Origin of the sequence: Pseudomonas sp. LjRoot277 (assembly GCF_964253845.1) — a bacterium.
Classification (GTDB): domain Bacteria; phylum Pseudomonadota; class Gammaproteobacteria; order Pseudomonadales; family Pseudomonadaceae; genus Aquipseudomonas.
This window is the reverse complement of the sequence record NZ_CAXURI020000001.1, coordinates 4,368,154-4,384,461: the sequence shown is the minus strand read 5'-3', so window position 1 is coordinate 4,384,461 and position 16,308 is coordinate 4,368,154. Positions and strand designations below refer to the sequence as shown.

General features: G+C 53.6%; 15 protein-coding genes. 9 read left to right on the top strand and 6 right to left on the bottom strand.

What is annotated here, in order from left to right; translation table 11 throughout:
- Positions 1–20: 20 nt before the first annotated feature.
- Together ACSQ87_RS20615 and ACSQ87_RS20610 are read left to right on the top strand one after the other, a co-directional pair.
- Complete coding sequence (locus ACSQ87_RS20615) at positions 21–1,694, top strand: AAA family ATPase (RefSeq protein ID WP_436274262.1); 1,674 nt, start codon at positions 21–23, stop codon at positions 1,692–1,694.
- Complete coding sequence (locus ACSQ87_RS20610) at positions 1,687–2,850, top strand: hypothetical protein (RefSeq protein ID WP_436274261.1); 1,164 nt, start codon at positions 1,687–1,689, stop codon at positions 2,848–2,850. Before ACSQ87_RS20615 ends, ACSQ87_RS20610 begins: the two co-directional genes overlap by 8 nt.
- A gap of 400 nt (positions 2,851–3,250) precedes the next feature.
- Here ACSQ87_RS20610 and ACSQ87_RS20605 read toward each other — a convergent pair whose 3' ends face one another.
- Entirely contained in the window at positions 3,251–5,086 is a 1,836-nt protein-coding gene (locus tag ACSQ87_RS20605; protein ID WP_436274260.1) for a retron Ec67 family RNA-directed DNA polymerase/endonuclease, read from the bottom strand.
- Between the two features lie 350 nt (positions 5,087–5,436).
- Between ACSQ87_RS20605 and ACSQ87_RS20600 the strand changes: the two genes are divergently transcribed.
- From ACSQ87_RS20600 to ACSQ87_RS20585, 4 genes are all read left to right on the top strand, one after another.
- Positions 5,437–6,795: an MATE family efflux transporter gene (locus ACSQ87_RS20600; RefSeq protein WP_046046668.1), complete on the top strand. Its 1,359-nt coding sequence runs from the start codon at positions 5,437–5,439 to the stop codon at positions 6,793–6,795.
- 95 nt (positions 6,796–6,890) lie between these two features.
- On the top strand, positions 6,891–7,586 hold the full coding sequence (locus ACSQ87_RS20595) for a phosphoribosyltransferase (RefSeq protein WP_436274259.1): 696 nt from the start codon (positions 6,891–6,893) through the stop codon (positions 7,584–7,586).
- A gap of 80 nt (positions 7,587–7,666) precedes the next feature.
- Positions 7,667–8,407 carry a transporter substrate-binding domain-containing protein gene (locus ACSQ87_RS20590; protein WP_436274258.1) on the top strand — a complete coding sequence of 247 codons (741 nt, stop codon included), beginning with the start codon at positions 7,667–7,669 and terminating at the stop codon, positions 8,405–8,407.
- A gap of 88 nt (positions 8,408–8,495) precedes the next feature.
- Positions 8,496–9,536 carry an NAD-dependent epimerase/dehydratase family protein gene (locus ACSQ87_RS20585; protein ID WP_436274257.1) on the top strand — a complete coding sequence of 347 codons (1,041 nt, stop codon included), beginning with the start codon at positions 8,496–8,498 and terminating at the stop codon, positions 9,534–9,536.
- On the opposite strand, the gene ACSQ87_RS20580 is transcribed toward ACSQ87_RS20585, so the two are convergent.
- The 5 genes from ACSQ87_RS20580 to ACSQ87_RS20560 all read right to left on the bottom strand — a co-directional run bounded on the left by ACSQ87_RS20580 (position 9,463) and on the right by ACSQ87_RS20560 (position 12,911).
- Positions 9,463–9,870: a MerR family transcriptional regulator gene (locus tag ACSQ87_RS20580; protein WP_436275109.1), complete on the bottom strand. Its 408-nt coding sequence runs from the start codon at positions 9,868–9,870 to the stop codon at positions 9,463–9,465. The two genes, ACSQ87_RS20585 and ACSQ87_RS20580, sit on opposite strands and share 74 nt — an antisense overlap.
- A gap of 63 nt (positions 9,871–9,933) precedes the next feature.
- Positions 9,934–10,485 (bottom strand): NADPH-dependent FMN reductase, encoded by a 552-nt coding sequence (locus ACSQ87_RS20575; protein ID WP_436274256.1) that lies wholly within the window; start codon positions 10,483–10,485, stop codon positions 9,934–9,936.
- Positions 10,486–10,522: 37 nt separating this feature from the next.
- Entirely contained in the window at positions 10,523–11,074 is a 552-nt protein-coding gene (locus ACSQ87_RS20570) for a cupin domain-containing protein (protein ID WP_436274255.1), read from the bottom strand.
- 69 nt (positions 11,075–11,143) lie between these two features.
- Positions 11,144–12,259 (bottom strand): alcohol dehydrogenase catalytic domain-containing protein, encoded by a 1,116-nt coding sequence (locus ACSQ87_RS20565; RefSeq protein WP_436274254.1) that lies wholly within the window; start codon positions 12,257–12,259, stop codon positions 11,144–11,146.
- A gap of 70 nt (positions 12,260–12,329) precedes the next feature.
- Positions 12,330–12,911 (bottom strand): amino acid synthesis family protein, encoded by a 582-nt coding sequence (locus ACSQ87_RS20560; RefSeq protein WP_436274253.1) that lies wholly within the window; start codon positions 12,909–12,911, stop codon positions 12,330–12,332.
- 128 nt (positions 12,912–13,039) lie between these two features.
- Here ACSQ87_RS20560 and ACSQ87_RS20555 point away from each other — a divergent pair, with 128 nt between their 5' ends.
- The 3 genes from ACSQ87_RS20555 (at position 13,040) to ACSQ87_RS20545 (ending at position 16,242) form a co-directional block, all read left to right on the top strand.
- The gene (locus ACSQ87_RS20555) at positions 13,040–13,891 is read left to right on the top strand and encodes a fumarylacetoacetate hydrolase family protein (RefSeq protein WP_436274252.1); all 852 of its coding nucleotides are present in this window, start codon (positions 13,040–13,042) and stop codon (positions 13,889–13,891) included.
- Between the two features lie 40 nt (positions 13,892–13,931).
- A complete protein-coding gene (locus tag ACSQ87_RS20550; RefSeq protein WP_436274251.1) occupies positions 13,932–14,492 on the top strand; it encodes a VOC family protein in 561 nt (186 codons plus the stop codon).
- Between the two features lie 103 nt (positions 14,493–14,595).
- A complete protein-coding gene (locus tag ACSQ87_RS20545; RefSeq protein WP_436274250.1) occupies positions 14,596–16,242 on the top strand; it encodes a bifunctional 3-(3-hydroxy-phenyl)propionate/3-hydroxycinnamic acid hydroxylase in 1,647 nt (548 codons plus the stop codon).
- The last annotated feature ends 66 nt before the right edge of the window (positions 16,243–16,308 follow it).

Here is a 16,308-nt window from a genome sequence, read left to right as displayed (position 1 = left end):
TACGCGATGTAGGTCATAGCATGAAATTAATTCACATATACATTAAAGAACATAAGGCTGTCCGGAATCTGAACATTTCCGTGGGCGGCGAGATTGTGTGCAATGTTCAGGATCAGAATGTTGACGCAGAATATAGAGTAGACACTTGTGGTTATTACAAAGGATATCACTGCTCTGCAATAATCGGTGCCAATGGAGTTGGAAAAAGTTCGATCCTGGATTTTCTTGAGACTGTGTACTTCCCTACGGACTCTAGCGGTGTTCTTGTATTCTTGGATTGCGAATCAAGAATACATATTTGCCAGATAAACTATGACGTTTTATATTGCCCGCTCCCATTTAACAAGCACGATAACTACGAGGTATTCGCCAAATCTCACAAAGTTTCTCTGGTTAAAATAAACAATGTTTCTGCTGCCCAGTCAAAGTTAGGATATGCAAAAAAATTCAAGCATTCACTGATACAGGAAAGATCGCTGGAGCAATATACTGCGAGTAATCGCCTACGAAAGAAATATTTCGACAATCTGATTGACTATCTACGCTGGAATCAAGCGGATCAGAACGCCATTCACGATGTCGGGTTCGAATTTAAAATTCAGAGTTCATTCAGAAAGCTGGAGGCGTTGGTTCGACCTGATGTATATGATGAAAACTGTCGTCGCGACTTGATGACTGCCAATGGCGTTGTTCTTGAAAAGATGCAGTCTAGAATTCAATCTGGAAGGAATAGTATTTATGATTATTTGATTGAGGCGCTTTGTACATCAATTATCGTCGAGCTAGCCGCAATCTCTGGTGGCAAGCGGTCGTTAATGCTCGCCGTAATGCATGTATACTTTATGAAGGCACTCTCTACCGATGATCTAAATTTTTCTCGAAGTATTTCGCATGCTTTAGAAGCTTTGAGATACGAAGAGAACTGGCAGATATTTAGCGAAACTAGTAAAAATGGACGGCATCCTCGCTTTAGCTCAATTGATGTAGATGTGGATAAAATCCAAGCGACTTATTCCGAATATTTACAGATTCTTCGTGATATTGCAGAGTGCTTGTGTTTGGGCCGCATATCTATCGAGGAAAATGGAGCGCTAGTGGTTCTGATAGATGACTTCACTCCTGCAAGTAAAGTTGTTTATTTGGCTTCGAGGCTTCCGCGAAATATTCTATCGAATATAAACTGGGGGTGGAGAGGCATCAGCACGGGGGAAATGGCTTATGCACATCTCTTCTCAGAAACCTACAACTGTTCAAAAAAATCAGGGCGTGCAAGCCATATCATACTGATTGATGAAGCGGATCTTTATCTTCATCCGGAATGGCAGAGGAGCTTTCTAAATTCATACCTTGAATTGTTAGATCGTTTAGATTGGGGTAGATCAAGTCCGCAGATAGTGATCACTACGCACTCACCAATTATTGTAAGTGACTTTCTTCCTCAAGACATTACATCACTTGCAAAAAATAATAAAGGCAAGGTTGAGGTGAAAAAATCGCTTGGATTTGGAACCAATATAACCAGCTTATTTATTGATGGAATGCACTTAACTGCTACGGTTGGCGAGCACTCTCGAAAAGTCATCGTATCTCTTGTTAAAAAAGCTGAATCACAAAATTTGAGCAGCCTTGATAAGGAGCTAATCAAGAAGATGGGCAATAAGTTTGTACGGGAGTATTTGTTAAAAAATGATTAAGTTTGAGTTTTCACCCAGCGCTCCCTTGCTAGATAGTTACAATCTTAAAATTGTAACTCCTACGCAGCGGCAAATGATTGCATATACTCAAACACTGCCTGCTGCGCATCGCGATGAGTTCCAGCAGTTTTTCACTCCTGCAAAGGTCGCCGATCTTTTGACCTGCCGGCCAGAGGATCTCTTGGGTCATATAGATGATGTCTATGATAGATTTCCGTTGATTGCTGATAGATATTGGCCCGCCAGGCTTCTAAATGGCGTGCCTATCCCTGATGATATTCATGCTTACGAAATACGCTCCGCTGAGAGTAAAGCCGTTATAGATTTAATTTGCGCAGAGGCAATTGAATTTCTGCTGCCTATTGCGGCTCCTGAAATGACACATATGACAAGCTTACTGACTCAATTGCAAGGCGCCAATACGGCTGCTAAGAAGCGGGCGGCACTGAAAATTATAAAGAAAACCGAGCAAGGAAATACACTTGCAACGGAAAATCACAAAGAAATATTTCCGGACTGGGTTAATTCATTCGAAAGTGTATTTAACTATTCGGCGCTCTCGGCAAATATAGGCCATGACATTGTAGATGAATGGAAAATTTATGTCTGTTTGTATTGCAATGATGAACCCATACAGACAAAAGGGAAGCGGACTAAGATTCGGACGGATTTAGATCATTTTTATCCTCGCACAAAATTTCCGTTCCTGGCCGTAACGTTGTCGAATTTGATCCCGTCGGGAAAAACCTGCAATCAGTCATATAAAAAAAATAAAGACATGACTGAGCATGAGCATCCCTTTGTGAGGGGGGTGGGCCAGCATCGCGTTTTCCATCTGATGACCTCAATTGGCGAGGTGGTTACAGAGGATAATTTCTCTGTAAGTATCATGGAGCAAGGTGGAAAGTTGGACCTAAATTTGTCAGAGTTTGAGATTGCTCATAACTATGGGATCAGTGATGAGATAAAAAGCTGGGTTGTTGATGCATTTGGGGCGGTTGAGATGATAGTTGGGTATAACGATCCGGTTGTTAAAGCCAAGCTCCTGAGTGGTTTGATAAAGACTGATAAGCCTGCTCATCGAGAGCGTCATAAGAAGTTTAAGGCTGATTCGATAAATCAGTTTGCTGAAAAAGAAATTGTTTCGTTCCCCTGACTTATAGAGAGCCTACATGTGCAGGGTCAGGAGGCGATACCCCCAGGTACGAAAGGCGTCACCTCTATCCTCGCAGTGAATTGAACAACCGCGCTGGTGAGCTGCTTGGCTCAGCTGCATCCGGGCATTACGGTGCCTGCATCTGGCCGAATTCTGCCACTGCTGACCGGCAGCTATTGGCCGAGGCTGTGTAAAAACGGTTTAGAGCAGGTTTGACAGTCAGAACCAGAACGAAAATCGCGTTCCTACGCAAATTTCAGCTCCGCTGATACACCAATCATTGGCAGATTTTACGTAGCGACGCAGGCTTCAAAACAGTGTCTGCGTTTTTACACAGCCTGGGCCGAAAGTGGTCTATCGGGGAAATTTACATTGGTAATCGCTAGGCCTGCTAAGGCTTCTACTTGATCGAGTCGTAATGCTCTATGCATTGCACAATCCTATTCAGGAGCACTCTAAAGCCAGAAAAATCCACGCTGCCTTTTTTAGCTAAAATTACCTTTTTAGCAAAAATCTCTTTACCGTATTCTTTTGTGATATCAATTTTGTTTGTATGGTTGAATGTTTTTCCAGAAACCACTTCCTCCCGTACCTTCTGACTGAATAATTCTTCAATCGCTGTGTGTTTGTCTGGAACTCCCCGGGGGGTCAGTACAATGTACAAATTTTCGAGGACGTGAATAAATTCAGCGCCACGATACTCATTTTTACCTAGTGTGCTTGGGTAGCATGTCGCTCGAGTCTTGTCGCCACTCAGTAGCGCATTGATAGAATCAAATCCACCATCATTGTCCAATATTATGATCACAGGATTATTGGGCTTTGGTGCCTTATAGAATTTATAGTGCATTGCAAATGTTTCAATAAAATCTTTAAGGTAAGACGTCCCCCCATACAGCTGCAGTAAAAATCGCGTCCGCTCGTTATATTTAAACAGTGAGATTAGGAGTTGATATGGAGATGTGGCTGACTTCGATTTTGCTAGCTTTGGATAGTCAGTCGCAAGACTACTTATAGCTGATTTTATATATATATTATCAGTTTTTCCCTCGCATAGAATTGTAGGTTTGTCATTTGCGTAGAATGAGCGATAATACAGGAATCGACTAAACGTTCGTTCCCTGCCGCTAAGAAGTTGTCGCGTGTTCAACCCATGTTTAGAGAGGGCGTATTCTGGGTTCAAGTGCGGCTTTTGACGCAAGCGATTATAAAAATCAACTTGATCTATGAAATTCAGACGGCCTTCCAGCTCTAATATATTACCTTCGAGAATTTCTTCGCCTTTTTTTGTAGTGAATTGACCGCTTTTGAAAAGTAAGTGGCACTGAGATTTTACCGTACGCCAATATTCGCTTTTTACATTCGGTTTTTTGTTAACGACCAAGCCAGTGACATCTTGACGAGAACATTGATACTGAATTCTAGTCTTCTTCGCATTCAACTCAAAACCTGCTCGTTGAATCTCCCCCTTCAGCTCGTTGCCGGCAATGTATGCCCCGCCTTCTTGACTCATGAGCTGTGTAGGGAAAAGTTTTTCTCGGGTAGAGAAAGTGATATCGTCAGCGTAACGCGAGTACGTACAGGAGTTCGCCTGTGCTAATGCCGCTAACCTGATATCCAAAATGTGAGTTATTAAGTTTGTGATGACCGGTGAACACGGGCTTCCTTGTGGGAGCTTATTGTCATAACAGGCGATTTGCGCGATGACCGTTGCGATATTCGGGTCAAGACGAAAATGGCAGTTTGTTATGAAGAAACCTCTAACGCGACCGAAGTTGAAACTGTCGAAAAAGTCTTTTATATCCACGTTAAGGACATTTTTTCTGTTTAAGTGCATCATGGCGTTTGTGATGATCGAGCGCTTACGTACAAAGCCATGCGAAAGTGTAGACATAAAAGTGTATTCGATAAACTTAGATTTTTTGCTGTCAGAAACTTTATCTTTTTTTGTTGTTATAAATTTGGTTTTGTTTGCGCGCGCAGGTTTATCTTTGTTGATTTCTTCAATGCAGTCTTGCAGAAGAATAGATAGAGAAGACTGTAAGGATTTAAGTCGCTCAGACGGCGAATGAATCGTACGAGTACCACCGCTTTTTTTTGGGATTTCAAAACTAGAATATTGTGTCGACGGCTTTAATACATATAGTAGATGTGTAAGCGATGAAGCTTTAATGCCTAAAAGCAGCGCAAGTTCAGGCTTCGTTCGTACTGCTCGAAGAGCGTCGATCTTTTTCATATTAGGCACTGAGCTGAAGGGAAAAGATGGCTTATGGGCACTCCTACGCAAACGGAGGGACCGTCAAGTGTCGACAAGTCTCATAAGGCAATCCTTTCGGACGTTTTTCCCACTGATCGCGATCCGCGATCCATAAATCTGCCCATAAGCCGAGGCGAACGCTATCAAAATGATATCGCGACTGCAACGTGTGACTGCAAAATTTTCATCCTCACGCACCCCAAAACTGACCGCTTTTGGCTGTGGACTCAACCGGTCGATGCAACAGATTGGCTAAATCGAACGGGTGGTCCCCAGCCCCCTAGCGTAGAATTTCCAAAACACGAGCCCACACCCGAGACGGACCCTCAATGCAAACCCCCGCCACCCAACACCCCCTCTGGAAAACCTACCTCCTTTTCCTCGCCCCCATGGTCCTCTCCAATTTCCTCCAATCCATGTCGGGCACCATCAACAGCATCTACATCGGCCAAATGCTCGGCACCCAAGCGCTGGCTGCCGTCTCCGGCATGTTCCCCATCGTCTTCTTCTTCATCGCCCTGGTCATCGGCCTCGGCGCGGGTGCGGGCGTGCTCATCGGCCAAGCCTGGGGCGCGCGTGAGCCGCATCTGGTAAAAACCATCGCCGGCACAACCTTGCTGTTAGGCGCAATGATCGGCCTGACAGCGGCAGTACTCGGCAGCGTGTTCGCAAGGCCAGCCCTGGAAGGCTTGGGCACACCGGCCGACGTTATCGACGACGCCGTGTCTTACGCCCACGTGATGATGTGGATCATGCCGTCGCTCCTGGTCTACGTGCTGTTCACTCAACTGCTGCGCGGGGTGAGCGATACGGTGTCGCCGCTGATTGCGTTGGTGGTGTCGACGTGTATCGGGTTGGCGCTGACGCCGGCGTTGATTCGGGGGTGGTTCGGGTTGCCGATGATGGGGATTCAGAGTGCGGCGTATGCGGGGTTGGCGGGTAATTTGTCGGCGATGGGGTGGCTGGCGTGGCGGTTGATTCGCAAGGGGCATCCGTTGGCGCCGGATCGGGAGATGTTTGCGGCGATGCGGCTGGATCTGGTGATTCTCGGCAAGGTGTTGCGCATCGGGTTGCCGACCGGGTTGCAGATGGTGGTGTTGTCGGTGTCGGAGCTGGTGATTCTGGCGCTGGTGAATCAGCACGGTTCGCAGGCGACAGCGGCGTATGGGGCGGTGACGCAGATCGTCAATTACGTGCAGTTTCCGGCGCTGTCGATTGCGATCACGGCGTCGATCCTCGGTGCTCAGGCGATTGGGGCAGGGCGGCTTGAGCGCATGGGGCCGATTCTGCGCACGGGGCTGTTGATCAATGTGTGCCTGACCGGTGGCCTGGTGGTGTTGGGTTATCTGTTGTCGCACTGGTTGCTGGGGTTGTTCCTCACGGATGATTCCACCCGGGCGAAGGCGGAGCATCTGTTGCACATCATGTTGTGGAGTCTGTTGGTGTTCGGCTTCCAGGCGATTGTCGGCGGCATCATGCGCGCCAGCGGCTCGGTGCTGGTGCCGATGGCGATTTCGATTTTTTGCGTGGTCGGTGTGCAGTTGCCGGTGGCGTATGTGCTGGACGGGCACTTCGGGTTGCAGGGTGTGTGGATGGCGTTTCCGGTGGCGTATCTGGGGATGCTGGTGTTGCAGACGGCGTATTACAAAATGGTCTGGCAGCATCAGAAGATCGAGCGGTTGGTGTAGGCGGGCGGACTTGCTGTCAGCCACCTTCAGACTGACAATTCAGAGTGACCGTGTGATGCGAACCGACAGGCGTGATCGCCTGAGGAGGTTTTCAAATGAGTCCCTCATCGCCCACCATCCTGCAGGACCGGGCCGCTGCCGGGCGCCGTCTGGTGGAACCGTTGCTCAAATACGCGCATCGCCCCGATGTCATCATCCTCGCCTTGCCCCGTGGCGGTGTGCCGGTGGCCTATGAAGTGGCCGCTGCACTGGACGTTCGTCTGGACCTGATGCTGGTCCGCAAGCTGGGCGTTCCTTCTCATGAAGAGTTCGCCATGGGCGCCATCGCCAGCGGCGGCATCCAAATCCTCAATGAACACGCGCTGCGGGTTCACCCGATTGACCCGGCCACGTTTGATGACGTGGTCGCACGGGAAACCCGGGAGCTGTTACGCCGCGAGAAGGTTTACCGGGGAACGCGCGCGCCTGTGCAACTCAAGGATCAGGTGGTGATCCTGATCGACGACGGCCTGGCGACAGGCGCCTCGATGATGGCGGCGATCCACGCGGTGCGTGCGCAAGCGCCGTCTCTTATCGTCGTCGCCGTGCCGGTGGCGCCGATTGAGACGGCGGAGGCGCTGCGCAGCGAAGTGGATGAGCTGATATGCCCGATCATTCCCGACTGGCTGATGTCGATCAGTCGTTGGTACATGGACTTTACCCAGACCTCGGATGCAGAGGTCATCAAGCTGTTGCAGCGGGCGTGGCAGCGAGAGTCCAGCGCCGCGCAGCAGCGCTCCGGTCATCGTTGACAAAGATCAGAGCCCTCACTGGATAACGCGTTGCCCGGCGTGCTTCACTCAGCGTTCTCGAGACAAGGATTCTTAGAATGATGAGTGCTATCACCCCCGCAGTTCTTGAAGATCTCGCCCCGCAAGGCGTCCTTCGCGCCGCGATCAATTTCGGTAATCCGGTACTGGCTCAGCAGGGCCAGGATGGATCGCCACAAGGCGTCTCCGTCGCATTGGCCAAGGCACTGGCGCAAGAGCTTGGCGTGCGTCTGGAGATGGTGACGTTCGATGCCGCCGGTAAAGTGTTTGCTGCGCTGGAGGAGGGGGCCTGGAACCTTGCGTTCCTTGCCATCGAGCCCGTGCGCGAGCAACAGATCGCGTTCAGTGCGCCCTACGTGATCATTGAAGGCACTTACCTGGTAGCGGCCGATTCGCCCTTTGTGGCCGTCGAAGATCTCGATCAGCCAGGATTGCGGCTGGCGGTCGGCAAGGGCGCGGCCTATGACCTGTTCCTCGCGCGCACCTTGAAACACGCGCAACTGGCGCGGGCGGAAACCTCCGCCGCTGCGGTCGACTTGTTCTTCGACGAGGACCTGGATGCCGCGGCGGGCGTGCGCCAACCGTTGCAGAAAGTAGCCGATGCGGACCCACGCTATCGCGTGCTTGAAGGGGCGTTCACGGCCATTCGCCAGGCGATGGCTGTGCCTCGAAATCGAGAGGCAGGTGCTGCGTATGTGAGGGCCTTTGTGGAGCGCAAAAAAGCCGAAGGCTTCGTGCACGCGGCGCTGAAGGCCAGCGGTCAGGCGGATGTCACGGTGGCACCGCAGGCTGCGATCTTTTGATCCGCTGATATTGACTCTGTCCCAAGGGACAGAGACTAAGGTCGTCCTCGCCAAAACGGATGTTTGTTCAAGCGAGGGGGACAGTTGTATGAGTCAGTTATGTCTGGTCACAGGCGCCAATGGGCATTTGGGCAATACCTTGGTCAGAGCCTTGCTCGATCAGGGTTACCGAGTCCGCGCCGGGGTTCGTGATGTGAACGATTCGGCAGCGTTCGAGGGGCTGGACTGCGAAAGGGTGTATGCCGAACTGCTCGACGAAGCGGCCATGCTCGAGGCGTTGAACGGGGTGGACGTGTTGTTTCAGGTTGCGGCGGTGTTCAAGCACTGGGCGAGGCATCCGTACGCCGAGATTATCCAACCGAACGTGGAAGGAACACGTCGCGTTTTGCAGGCCGCGGCGAAGGCCGGGGTCAAGCGCGTGGTGTATGTCAGTTCCGTTGCGGCCATCGGTCAGAACGGGCAGAACGGGCAGAAGCTCGATGAAGAGCACTGGAATGACGAGGATGAGAATGCCTATTACGCGTCCAAGATCCTGTCGGAGCAAATGGCCTGGCACACGGCTCAGGCGCTGAATCTTTGGATGGTCGCGGTGTTGCCCTCGGCGATGATCGGCCCCAACGCGGCCAAGCTGACTGACACCATGAAGTTTGTCGATTCGGTCAGGCAGCGGCAAATGACTCTGGACCCGGGCTTTCATTTCAATTTTGTCGACGTGCGAGATGTCGCCCTGGGGATGATCCTCGCGGCAGAAAAAGGCCGTTCAGGGCAGCGCTACATACTGGCGAATGAGCGGTCCTCTTCACTGGCCGAAATCATTGATGCCGCGAACGGGGTTTCACCGGGCTATCGGCTACCACCGCCGGTACCCAAATGGTTGTTGGTCGCTGTGGCGTGGATGCAGGAGCGTTGGGCCGGGTTGAGCGGTCGGCCAGCCCAACTGTTGCTCAGTCAGGTGAGGATGTTCCACGGCGTCAAGCAGGAATACGCCATCACCAAGGCCAGGACCGAATTGGGCTTCCGTCCACGAGCACCGGAAGTCGCCCTGCAATCGACGTTTATCTATCTAGGCCAGCGCTCGACGCATCGCTATGAGGCGTTATCACTGCGCCCGGTTCAAAGAGTGAATTGATCTCGCTTTTGAGTTCGCTGAGGTGATCAGCCAAGGCCAGCAAGTCGGCTATTTTCCAGAAGATCTGTTGGCGCTTGAGGTCGATCGCCTCGTTGGCCAGTTCCACAGGAAAGGCGTTCAAAGTGTTCTTGGCAGCGATGAGCGGCACCATCTCGGCGAGCTTGAAACCGGCGACCTGTGCCCGGCGGATCAGGCGCACGAGCGTGAGGTGATGTGAGGTGTAGACGCGATATCGGCCCTGACGATCCGGTTCCGGGATCAACCCCATCTGTTCGTAAAGTCGAATGGCTTTCGGGGTGCAGCCGGTGAGCCCGGCGAGTCTTCCAATGAACATCAGCAATCCTTCTCGTCACGCGAGTCGCTATCGAAAATCCGGGCGTCATCCTATCGCAGCCGGCTAAGACAACAGTTTGATTTCAGCGATCAATTGATCGACACCCGCCAGCATGAACTCGATCGTTGTTTCGTCGACGAAGTGGCCGTTCTGGATTTTTTGATTGACCCCGGGAATCACTATTTGGGGGCCGGAGATGACCCTGGACAGCGTGGCCGACAGCGTTTCACGCAGTTGAGACTGGGCACGCACCCCGCCGAGCACGCCGGGTGAAGAGGTCATGATCAGCACGGGTTTGTTTTTCAGCGGTGAATTGAAGCCCGGGCGGGAGGCCCAATCCAGCGCATTTTTCAGCACGCCGGAGGTGCCGTAGTTGTATTCCGGCGAACAGATGATCAAACCGTCGGCTTGTGCGATGGCCTCTTTCAACGCTGCCACGGATGCTGGCAGCGCCTCCATTTCGAGATCTGCGTTGTACAGGGGGATGTCATTCAGCGCGAAGAGACTCATTTCTGCCTGATCGCCCAATCGAGCGCCAAGGGACTTGAGTACCGCAGTATTCGTTGACTGTGAACGCAGGCTGCCTGAAATGCCGAGTAGACGAGGGGTGGCCATAAAAATCCTTCAATCCGAGAGATGAATAATCAAACAACTACACAGCCTGTTTCTCTGCGGGTGACACCCCGATCATCACAAACAGTGCCCGGGCAATCCGCTCACTTTTGTTGCGCCACGCGTGTCGCGTGCCATTTTGAACAACGATGTCGCCGGCCTTTACCAGACGGCTCTGACCGTTATCCAGCTCCAGCCACATTTCACCTTCCAGAATGATTCCGTAATCAATGGTGGCGGTGGTGTGCATGCCGGGATGGTCCGGCTCGAAGCTTTCGATCAAGCCCGGCAGTGCAGCGCTCAGTTCGCCAAAAGCCTGGACGCCATCGACCGGGTTCTGCATGACGGTGTCGGGTGGGAAATCAAACATGGCGATGCTGGTGCCGCCCTGAGGAGGAATCAGCGAGGCGCGATCAAGCGTCGGGTCGCGTTCGTTTTCGAGGCGTGTTGGCTGGGCGGGCGTCGTCCACAACTGTGCCATCGCGTGCCCCGGGATCGAGGCAAAGGATTGTGCCCTTGGGGCAAAGTCATCTGAAACGAACACGGAATTGCCCTGTTCGTCGTGGCCGGTCACGATTCTTCTTATCTTCATAGGGATTACTCAACGAGCAGTCAAAGTGGCAGCGAGGGGCGGTTGAACCGCTCCGCTCGCTGCGTTTAATCAAGGGCAGATGACGTAGTTGCTGAAGCCGCCATGGCGGTTTTCGATACCGGTAATCGCGCTGTTGACGTCCTCCAGATTGAACGCCGTGTTTTCGAAGAACGAAAGATCAAGAACCCCGGATTCAACCATGTCCGCCATGGCTTGACCTTGCCCGGTGGTGAACCAGGCCGATCCGCTGATCTGGATGTCGTTGTCCATGATCCAGTGCAGGTCGATAGGGACTTCCCCGGCGATGGCGCCGACGTTGACCAGATGCCCACCGCGGTGGAGGGATTTAAGCGCCTGAGTCAGGCTCTCGTGCGGTGCCCCCGGACCCAGGGCATCAATGACCACATCGACCCCTTCGCCGTGGGTGACTTGATAGGCCCATTCGTGGGTGGGAATCGTGCCGAGGGTATGGATTTCGATCCGGCCTGGGGCGGCGAGGTCTTTCACCTTCTGGAACAGGTCCTGGTTTCGGGCTGTGCCGAGGATTTTACGAACACCCATGGCCAGCGCCAGGGCGACGGCGCCCAGGCCGAGCGTCCCGCTGATCCCGTTGATCAATACCGTGCTGCCAGGGCCGGCGTTGGCCTTGAGCAATGCTTTGTAGGCGGTGCCCAGATAACCCAGGCGCGCGGCGGTTTCGAAGCTGATGTTGTCTGGCAGTTTGACCAGGCTGTATTGCGGGGCAGGGATGTACTCGCAAAGACCACCGTAGGGGTAGTCTTCGAACATGCGCGGGCTTTTCGGTGTGAACCCGAAATAACCGTTGAACGTATAGGCGGTACACGCAATGGTGTTGCCCGCGCGGCAGGCCCGGCATGAACCGCAGTGCCTGCCCGGGTTGACGTAAACCCGGTCGCCGACCTTGAAGTCGTAGACCTGGGCGCCGACGGCTTCGACGACACCAGAAGGGTCCAGTCCGAAAATGGCAGGGAGCTTCGGTAGGGGGTTCTGCGGGAACCATTTGACCCAGTTGGTGAGGATGTTGTGCAGGTTCGGCACGATCCCGCAGGCCTTGATCTTGACCAGCACCTCGGTCGGACGAATCTCGGGGACGGGCACTTGCTCGATGACCATGGGTTTACCGCCTTCATACAGACGTGCGGCGCGCATAGTTTTTGCAGTCATGATGTTCTCCAACACACATATTGTTTTTGTAGTGGTATGTAACCCTGCAGCACGCTTCAAATCTTCGGTCCTAACGCAGCCCGTCTTCGCCCTTCACCTCGCTGGCAGCCAGCCCGCCGAGTCGCGCATGAATCCGCCCGCCGGTGGCCATGGCCAGGCCAAAAGCGATTTCGCCGCGACGTGGGCCGTCCCATACAGTCATTTCAGCCACGCCGAAGTGGCTGCGAACATAGGCCGCCTGGATGTGCCCGAGCGGGATCATCACCCGGCAACCGGGGCCACCGATGGTCTTCGCCGCTGGCACGATCGCCTTCGGATTGCCGAGGGCTTCGCGCATGGCCCAGCCACCGGCTTCGTGCCAGACCGCACCGTGTTCCAACTCGCCGTCTTCGCCGACGATTGCACCCTTGCCATAGGCTTGTACATGCCTGGCGCCGCCCAGTGCATGAATCAGTTGCTCGGAAAGCTGCGCCCCTAACCCTCTCAGTTCCTGCATGAACGGCAGAAGATCCTCTACATATAGACCTGCGTAGGGGTTGGCGACCACGGCGGTGGCGACCGCAATCCTGAGCGGGACCGACGAGCGAGGCCCGCCTTCGTGGAACACTTCTTCGATGTCCAGTTTTACCTTACGAACCATCACAAGCGACATGCCTAACCTCCAGAACCGAGAGCCTCAAGCGGCTCGTTATTTTTTTTAAAACCGGCCTTTTGCATTATGCATTTTATGATGTATGGTGCAAGAAATTAGTTTTTGTGCATAAAAAACAGGAGAAGAACATGAAGCTGATTTCGTACCGCAAAGAGGGGAAGGCCCATTTCGGCGCCGTGTCCGGTGACGGGGTTGTCGAGTTGACCCGGCGTTTTACCCAGGTTGCGGACCTTGCATCGTTTCTGGCCGACCCGGCCTTGATGCAGCAGGCTCGGCAGATCGTAGACGCCGCGCACCCCGACTACCTGTTTTCAAGCGTTGAACTGGAAGCCGTCATCCCTAACCCCGGAAAGGTGATTTGCGTCGGCATTAACTATGTGGCCCACGCCGAAGAAGCTGGCAGAAAGGTCGGGGAATTCCCGGTGATTTTCCAGCGCTTCGCCGAAACCCTTTTGCCCCACGGAGAACCGCTGGTAAGGCCTCAGGTATCAGAGCAATTTGATTTCGAAGCCGAGTTGGCCGTGGTAATCGGCAAAGGAGGGGCGCATATCGATCCGGCCGATGCGATGGATCACGTCGCGGGTTACACCTGCTTCAACGACGCCAGCGTTCGCGACTGGCAGTTCCATACGCACCAGTACGGCATGGGCAAGACCTTCAGAAAAACCGGTGCGCTGGGCCCATGGCTCATTCCAGCTTCGGAAATTTCCGATTACCGTAAGCTGGTGGTACGAGGAGTACTCAATGGCGAGCAGTTGCAGGAAGGCAGTCTTTCAGAGTTGGCCTTCGACATTCCGCATTTGATTTCGTACGTGTCGAAGGCACTGGCGTGGAACCCGGGCGACATTCTGGCCACCGGTACGCCGAGCGGGATCGGCTTCAAGAGGAATCCACCGATTTTCCTTAAACCCGGTGATGTTTTCGAAGTGGTCATCACGGAGATCGGGACGCTATCGAACGGCGTTATTGACGAAGCCTAAGCGTTGTCCTCTACACAATCATAAAAACTGGAGGTTCCAAATGCCCGCCTTACCGACTATCAATTTCACCCACTCCGGCGTGTTTTGCGCAGACCTCGATCGCATGGTCGATTTCTACTGCCGCACCTTAGGCTTTATCGTCAGCGACAAAGGTGTCGCCTCAACGGGTCATCGGCTGTTTTTCATGACGCAGAACCCTGAATTGCATCACCAGGTCGTGCTCTTCGACGGCAAACCCGTCGACCTGCCTTTCAACCCGATCAATCAGCTGTCGTTCCTGCTGAACTCGCTGGATGACTTGAAGACTTACTACCAATTCGCCAAGAGCAGCGGTGTTGAAGGGATCGCTCAGGTGGATCACGGCAACGCTTGGTCGATGTACTTCAAAGACCCTGAAGGCAACCCCATCGAAATGTATGTCGATGCACCGTTCTACACCGCACAACCGTGCAAGGAACCTCTCGATCTGGAGCTGCCGACCGAGGTTATCCTGGCCCAGACCGAAGCCATGTGTAAGCGTCGCCCTGGCTTCCAGACGCGAGAAGAGTGGAAGAACTCCATCCGCGCGAAGATCGAAGAACAGCGGGTTCGAATCGGCTGACAACGCGCCGATCTGTGGATGTTGAAGCCTGGTTGATGGGCACGCACACGCCTGTTCATCAACCAGACGTCGCACTGGATAAAAACAAAAAGCGGAGTAGACGATGGACTACGATGTCATCATTGTTGGAATGGGTCCGGTGGGTGCTCTGTGCGCAAATCTGGCTGGCATGTGGGGGCTGAAGGCCCTCGTCGTGGACAAGTCTGAAACGGTGTACACCAACCCCAGGGCCATGGGTTTTGACCACGAAGTGATGCGTGTTTTCGGCAACATTGGCCTGGCCAATGAGATCGCCGAACATGTCATGCCTTATCGCCCCTCGGAGTACCGAACCACCGGCTCTGCGCTGATCAAGCGCATTGATGCCGCCAAGCCTCCTTTTCCGCTGGGATGGGCACCGAACTATGTGTTCTCGCAGCCGCCCGTCGAGCGTGCGTTACGCGGCAAAATTGCCGATTTGAAGTCGGTCACCGTGGAACTCGGTTCGGAGGTTCTGTCGGTCGATTCCACGGGCTCGCAAGCGGAAGTGCGCATTCAGGCCAAAGACGGAACCGAACGCACGGTGACAGCGGACTATGTGTTGGCGTGTGATGGCGGCACCAGCCCGATCCGCACCCGACTGGGCCTGAAGATGGAGGATCTGGCTTTCGATGAGCCGTGGCTCGTGGTCGATGTGATTCTCAATGAAGGGGCGGGCGAGCATCTGCCGAAGACCAACGTGCAGTTTTGCGAACTGGCCAGGCCTTGCACCTTTGTCGTCGGACCGGGCCTGCATCGGCGCTGGGAGTTCATGATCAATCCTGACGAACAGCCGACGGAAATCTCACACCCCGAAGCTATCAAGAAGCTGATCTCCCGCTGGTTGCCGGAGGGCGACTATCAGCTATGGCGGGCGTCCGCTTATCGATTCCATGCACTGATTCTGGAGCAATGGCAGTCCGACCGGGTGTTCTTTCTCGGGGACGCGGCGCACATGACTCCGCCCTTCCTGGCGCAAGGGATGTGCCAGGGGATTCGCGATGCATTGAACCTGGTCTGGAAGCTCGCACTGGTGAAAGAGGGGTTGGCAGCTCCGGCGTTCCTGAATACCTACGAGACCGAACGCGTGCCTCATGTCCGACAAACGACGATGGCGGCCAAGGAGTTCGGTGGCGTGATTTGCGAACGCGACGGTGAGAAAGCCGCAATCCGCGATGCGCGGTTGATCCGGCAGATGACGGAGAACCCGGCAGGGACCATCAGGCAATCGCTGATTCCGGGGTTGTCTCAAGGATTTGTCGCGCAGGTCGCGCCTGCCGGTGAGCTGTTTCCGCAACCGATGGTCATCAACCACGCCGGCAAGACGGCGCTGCTGGATGAGTTCACCGGCCAGTCCTTCCGAGTGGTCATTGCCCCCGGTTTTGACGCCAGCGCTTTACTGCGATGTCTGCGCAGCAGTCAATCGCTCAAAGGCCTTCCCATTCATGTCGTGCGATTGGTCGACCCTCAACAGACAGGTCCACGCACCGCGGATGATTACCAGGAAGTCGATGGGGTGTTGGCGCAATGGCTGGAGAGCCGAGGCTGCAATGTCGTCATCGTGCGGCCGGATCACTACGTGTACGGCGGGGCGGTCACGGTTGCCTGGGCGATGGAGTTGCTGGAGGGAATGGAGCTTGCGCTGTGGTGCAAGAAGCCTGAACAGACTGCACAGAGTGATGGTGACGCCAGCGACCCGATGATCAGGTTTGCCCAAGGCCTAAGCCAGTAGAAAACAGAAAGCCCTTCGCTTTGCACTGCCCACGAAAGCAGTTGCATGGCGAAGGGCTTTTTTCTG

Bases quoted from the DNA above. Each gene is read 5' to 3' on its own strand.
- ACSQ87_RS20605 (WP_436274260.1), bottom strand. From the start codon at position 5,086: ATGAAAAAGATCGACGCTCTTCGAGCAGTACGAACGAAGCCTGAACTT.
- ACSQ87_RS20570 (WP_436274255.1), bottom strand. From the start codon at position 11,074: ATGAAGATAAGAAGAATCGTGACCGGCCACGACGAACAGGGCAATTCC.
- ACSQ87_RS20590 (WP_436274258.1), top strand. From the start codon at position 7,667: ATGAGTGCTATCACCCCCGCAGTTCTTGAAGATCTCGCCCCGCAAGGC.
- ACSQ87_RS20560 (WP_436274253.1), bottom strand. From the start codon at position 12,911: ATGTCGCTTGTGATGGTTCGTAAGGTAAAACTGGACATCGAAGAAGTG.
- ACSQ87_RS20575 (WP_436274256.1), bottom strand. From the start codon at position 10,485: ATGGCCACCCCTCGTCTACTCGGCATTTCAGGCAGCCTGCGTTCACAG.
- ACSQ87_RS20615 (WP_436274262.1), top strand. From the start codon at position 21: ATGAAATTAATTCACATATACATTAAAGAACATAAGGCTGTCCGGAAT.
- ACSQ87_RS20585 (WP_436274257.1), top strand. From the start codon at position 8,496: ATGAGTCAGTTATGTCTGGTCACAGGCGCCAATGGGCATTTGGGCAAT.
- ACSQ87_RS20580 (WP_436275109.1), bottom strand. From the start codon at position 9,870: ATGTTCATTGGAAGACTCGCCGGGCTCACCGGCTGCACCCCGAAAGCC.
- ACSQ87_RS20555 (WP_436274252.1), top strand. From the start codon at position 13,040: ATGAAGCTGATTTCGTACCGCAAAGAGGGGAAGGCCCATTTCGGCGCC.
- ACSQ87_RS20565 (WP_436274254.1), bottom strand. From the start codon at position 12,259: ATGACTGCAAAAACTATGCGCGCCGCACGTCTGTATGAAGGCGGTAAA.
- ACSQ87_RS20600 (WP_046046668.1), top strand. From the start codon at position 5,437: ATGCAAACCCCCGCCACCCAACACCCCCTCTGGAAAACCTACCTCCTT.
- ACSQ87_RS20610 (WP_436274261.1), top strand. From the start codon at position 1,687: ATGATTAAGTTTGAGTTTTCACCCAGCGCTCCCTTGCTAGATAGTTAC.
- ACSQ87_RS20550 (WP_436274251.1), top strand. From the start codon at position 13,932: ATGCCCGCCTTACCGACTATCAATTTCACCCACTCCGGCGTGTTTTGC.
- ACSQ87_RS20595 (WP_436274259.1), top strand. From the start codon at position 6,891: ATGAGTCCCTCATCGCCCACCATCCTGCAGGACCGGGCCGCTGCCGGG.
- ACSQ87_RS20545 (WP_436274250.1), top strand. From the start codon at position 14,596: ATGGACTACGATGTCATCATTGTTGGAATGGGTCCGGTGGGTGCTCTG.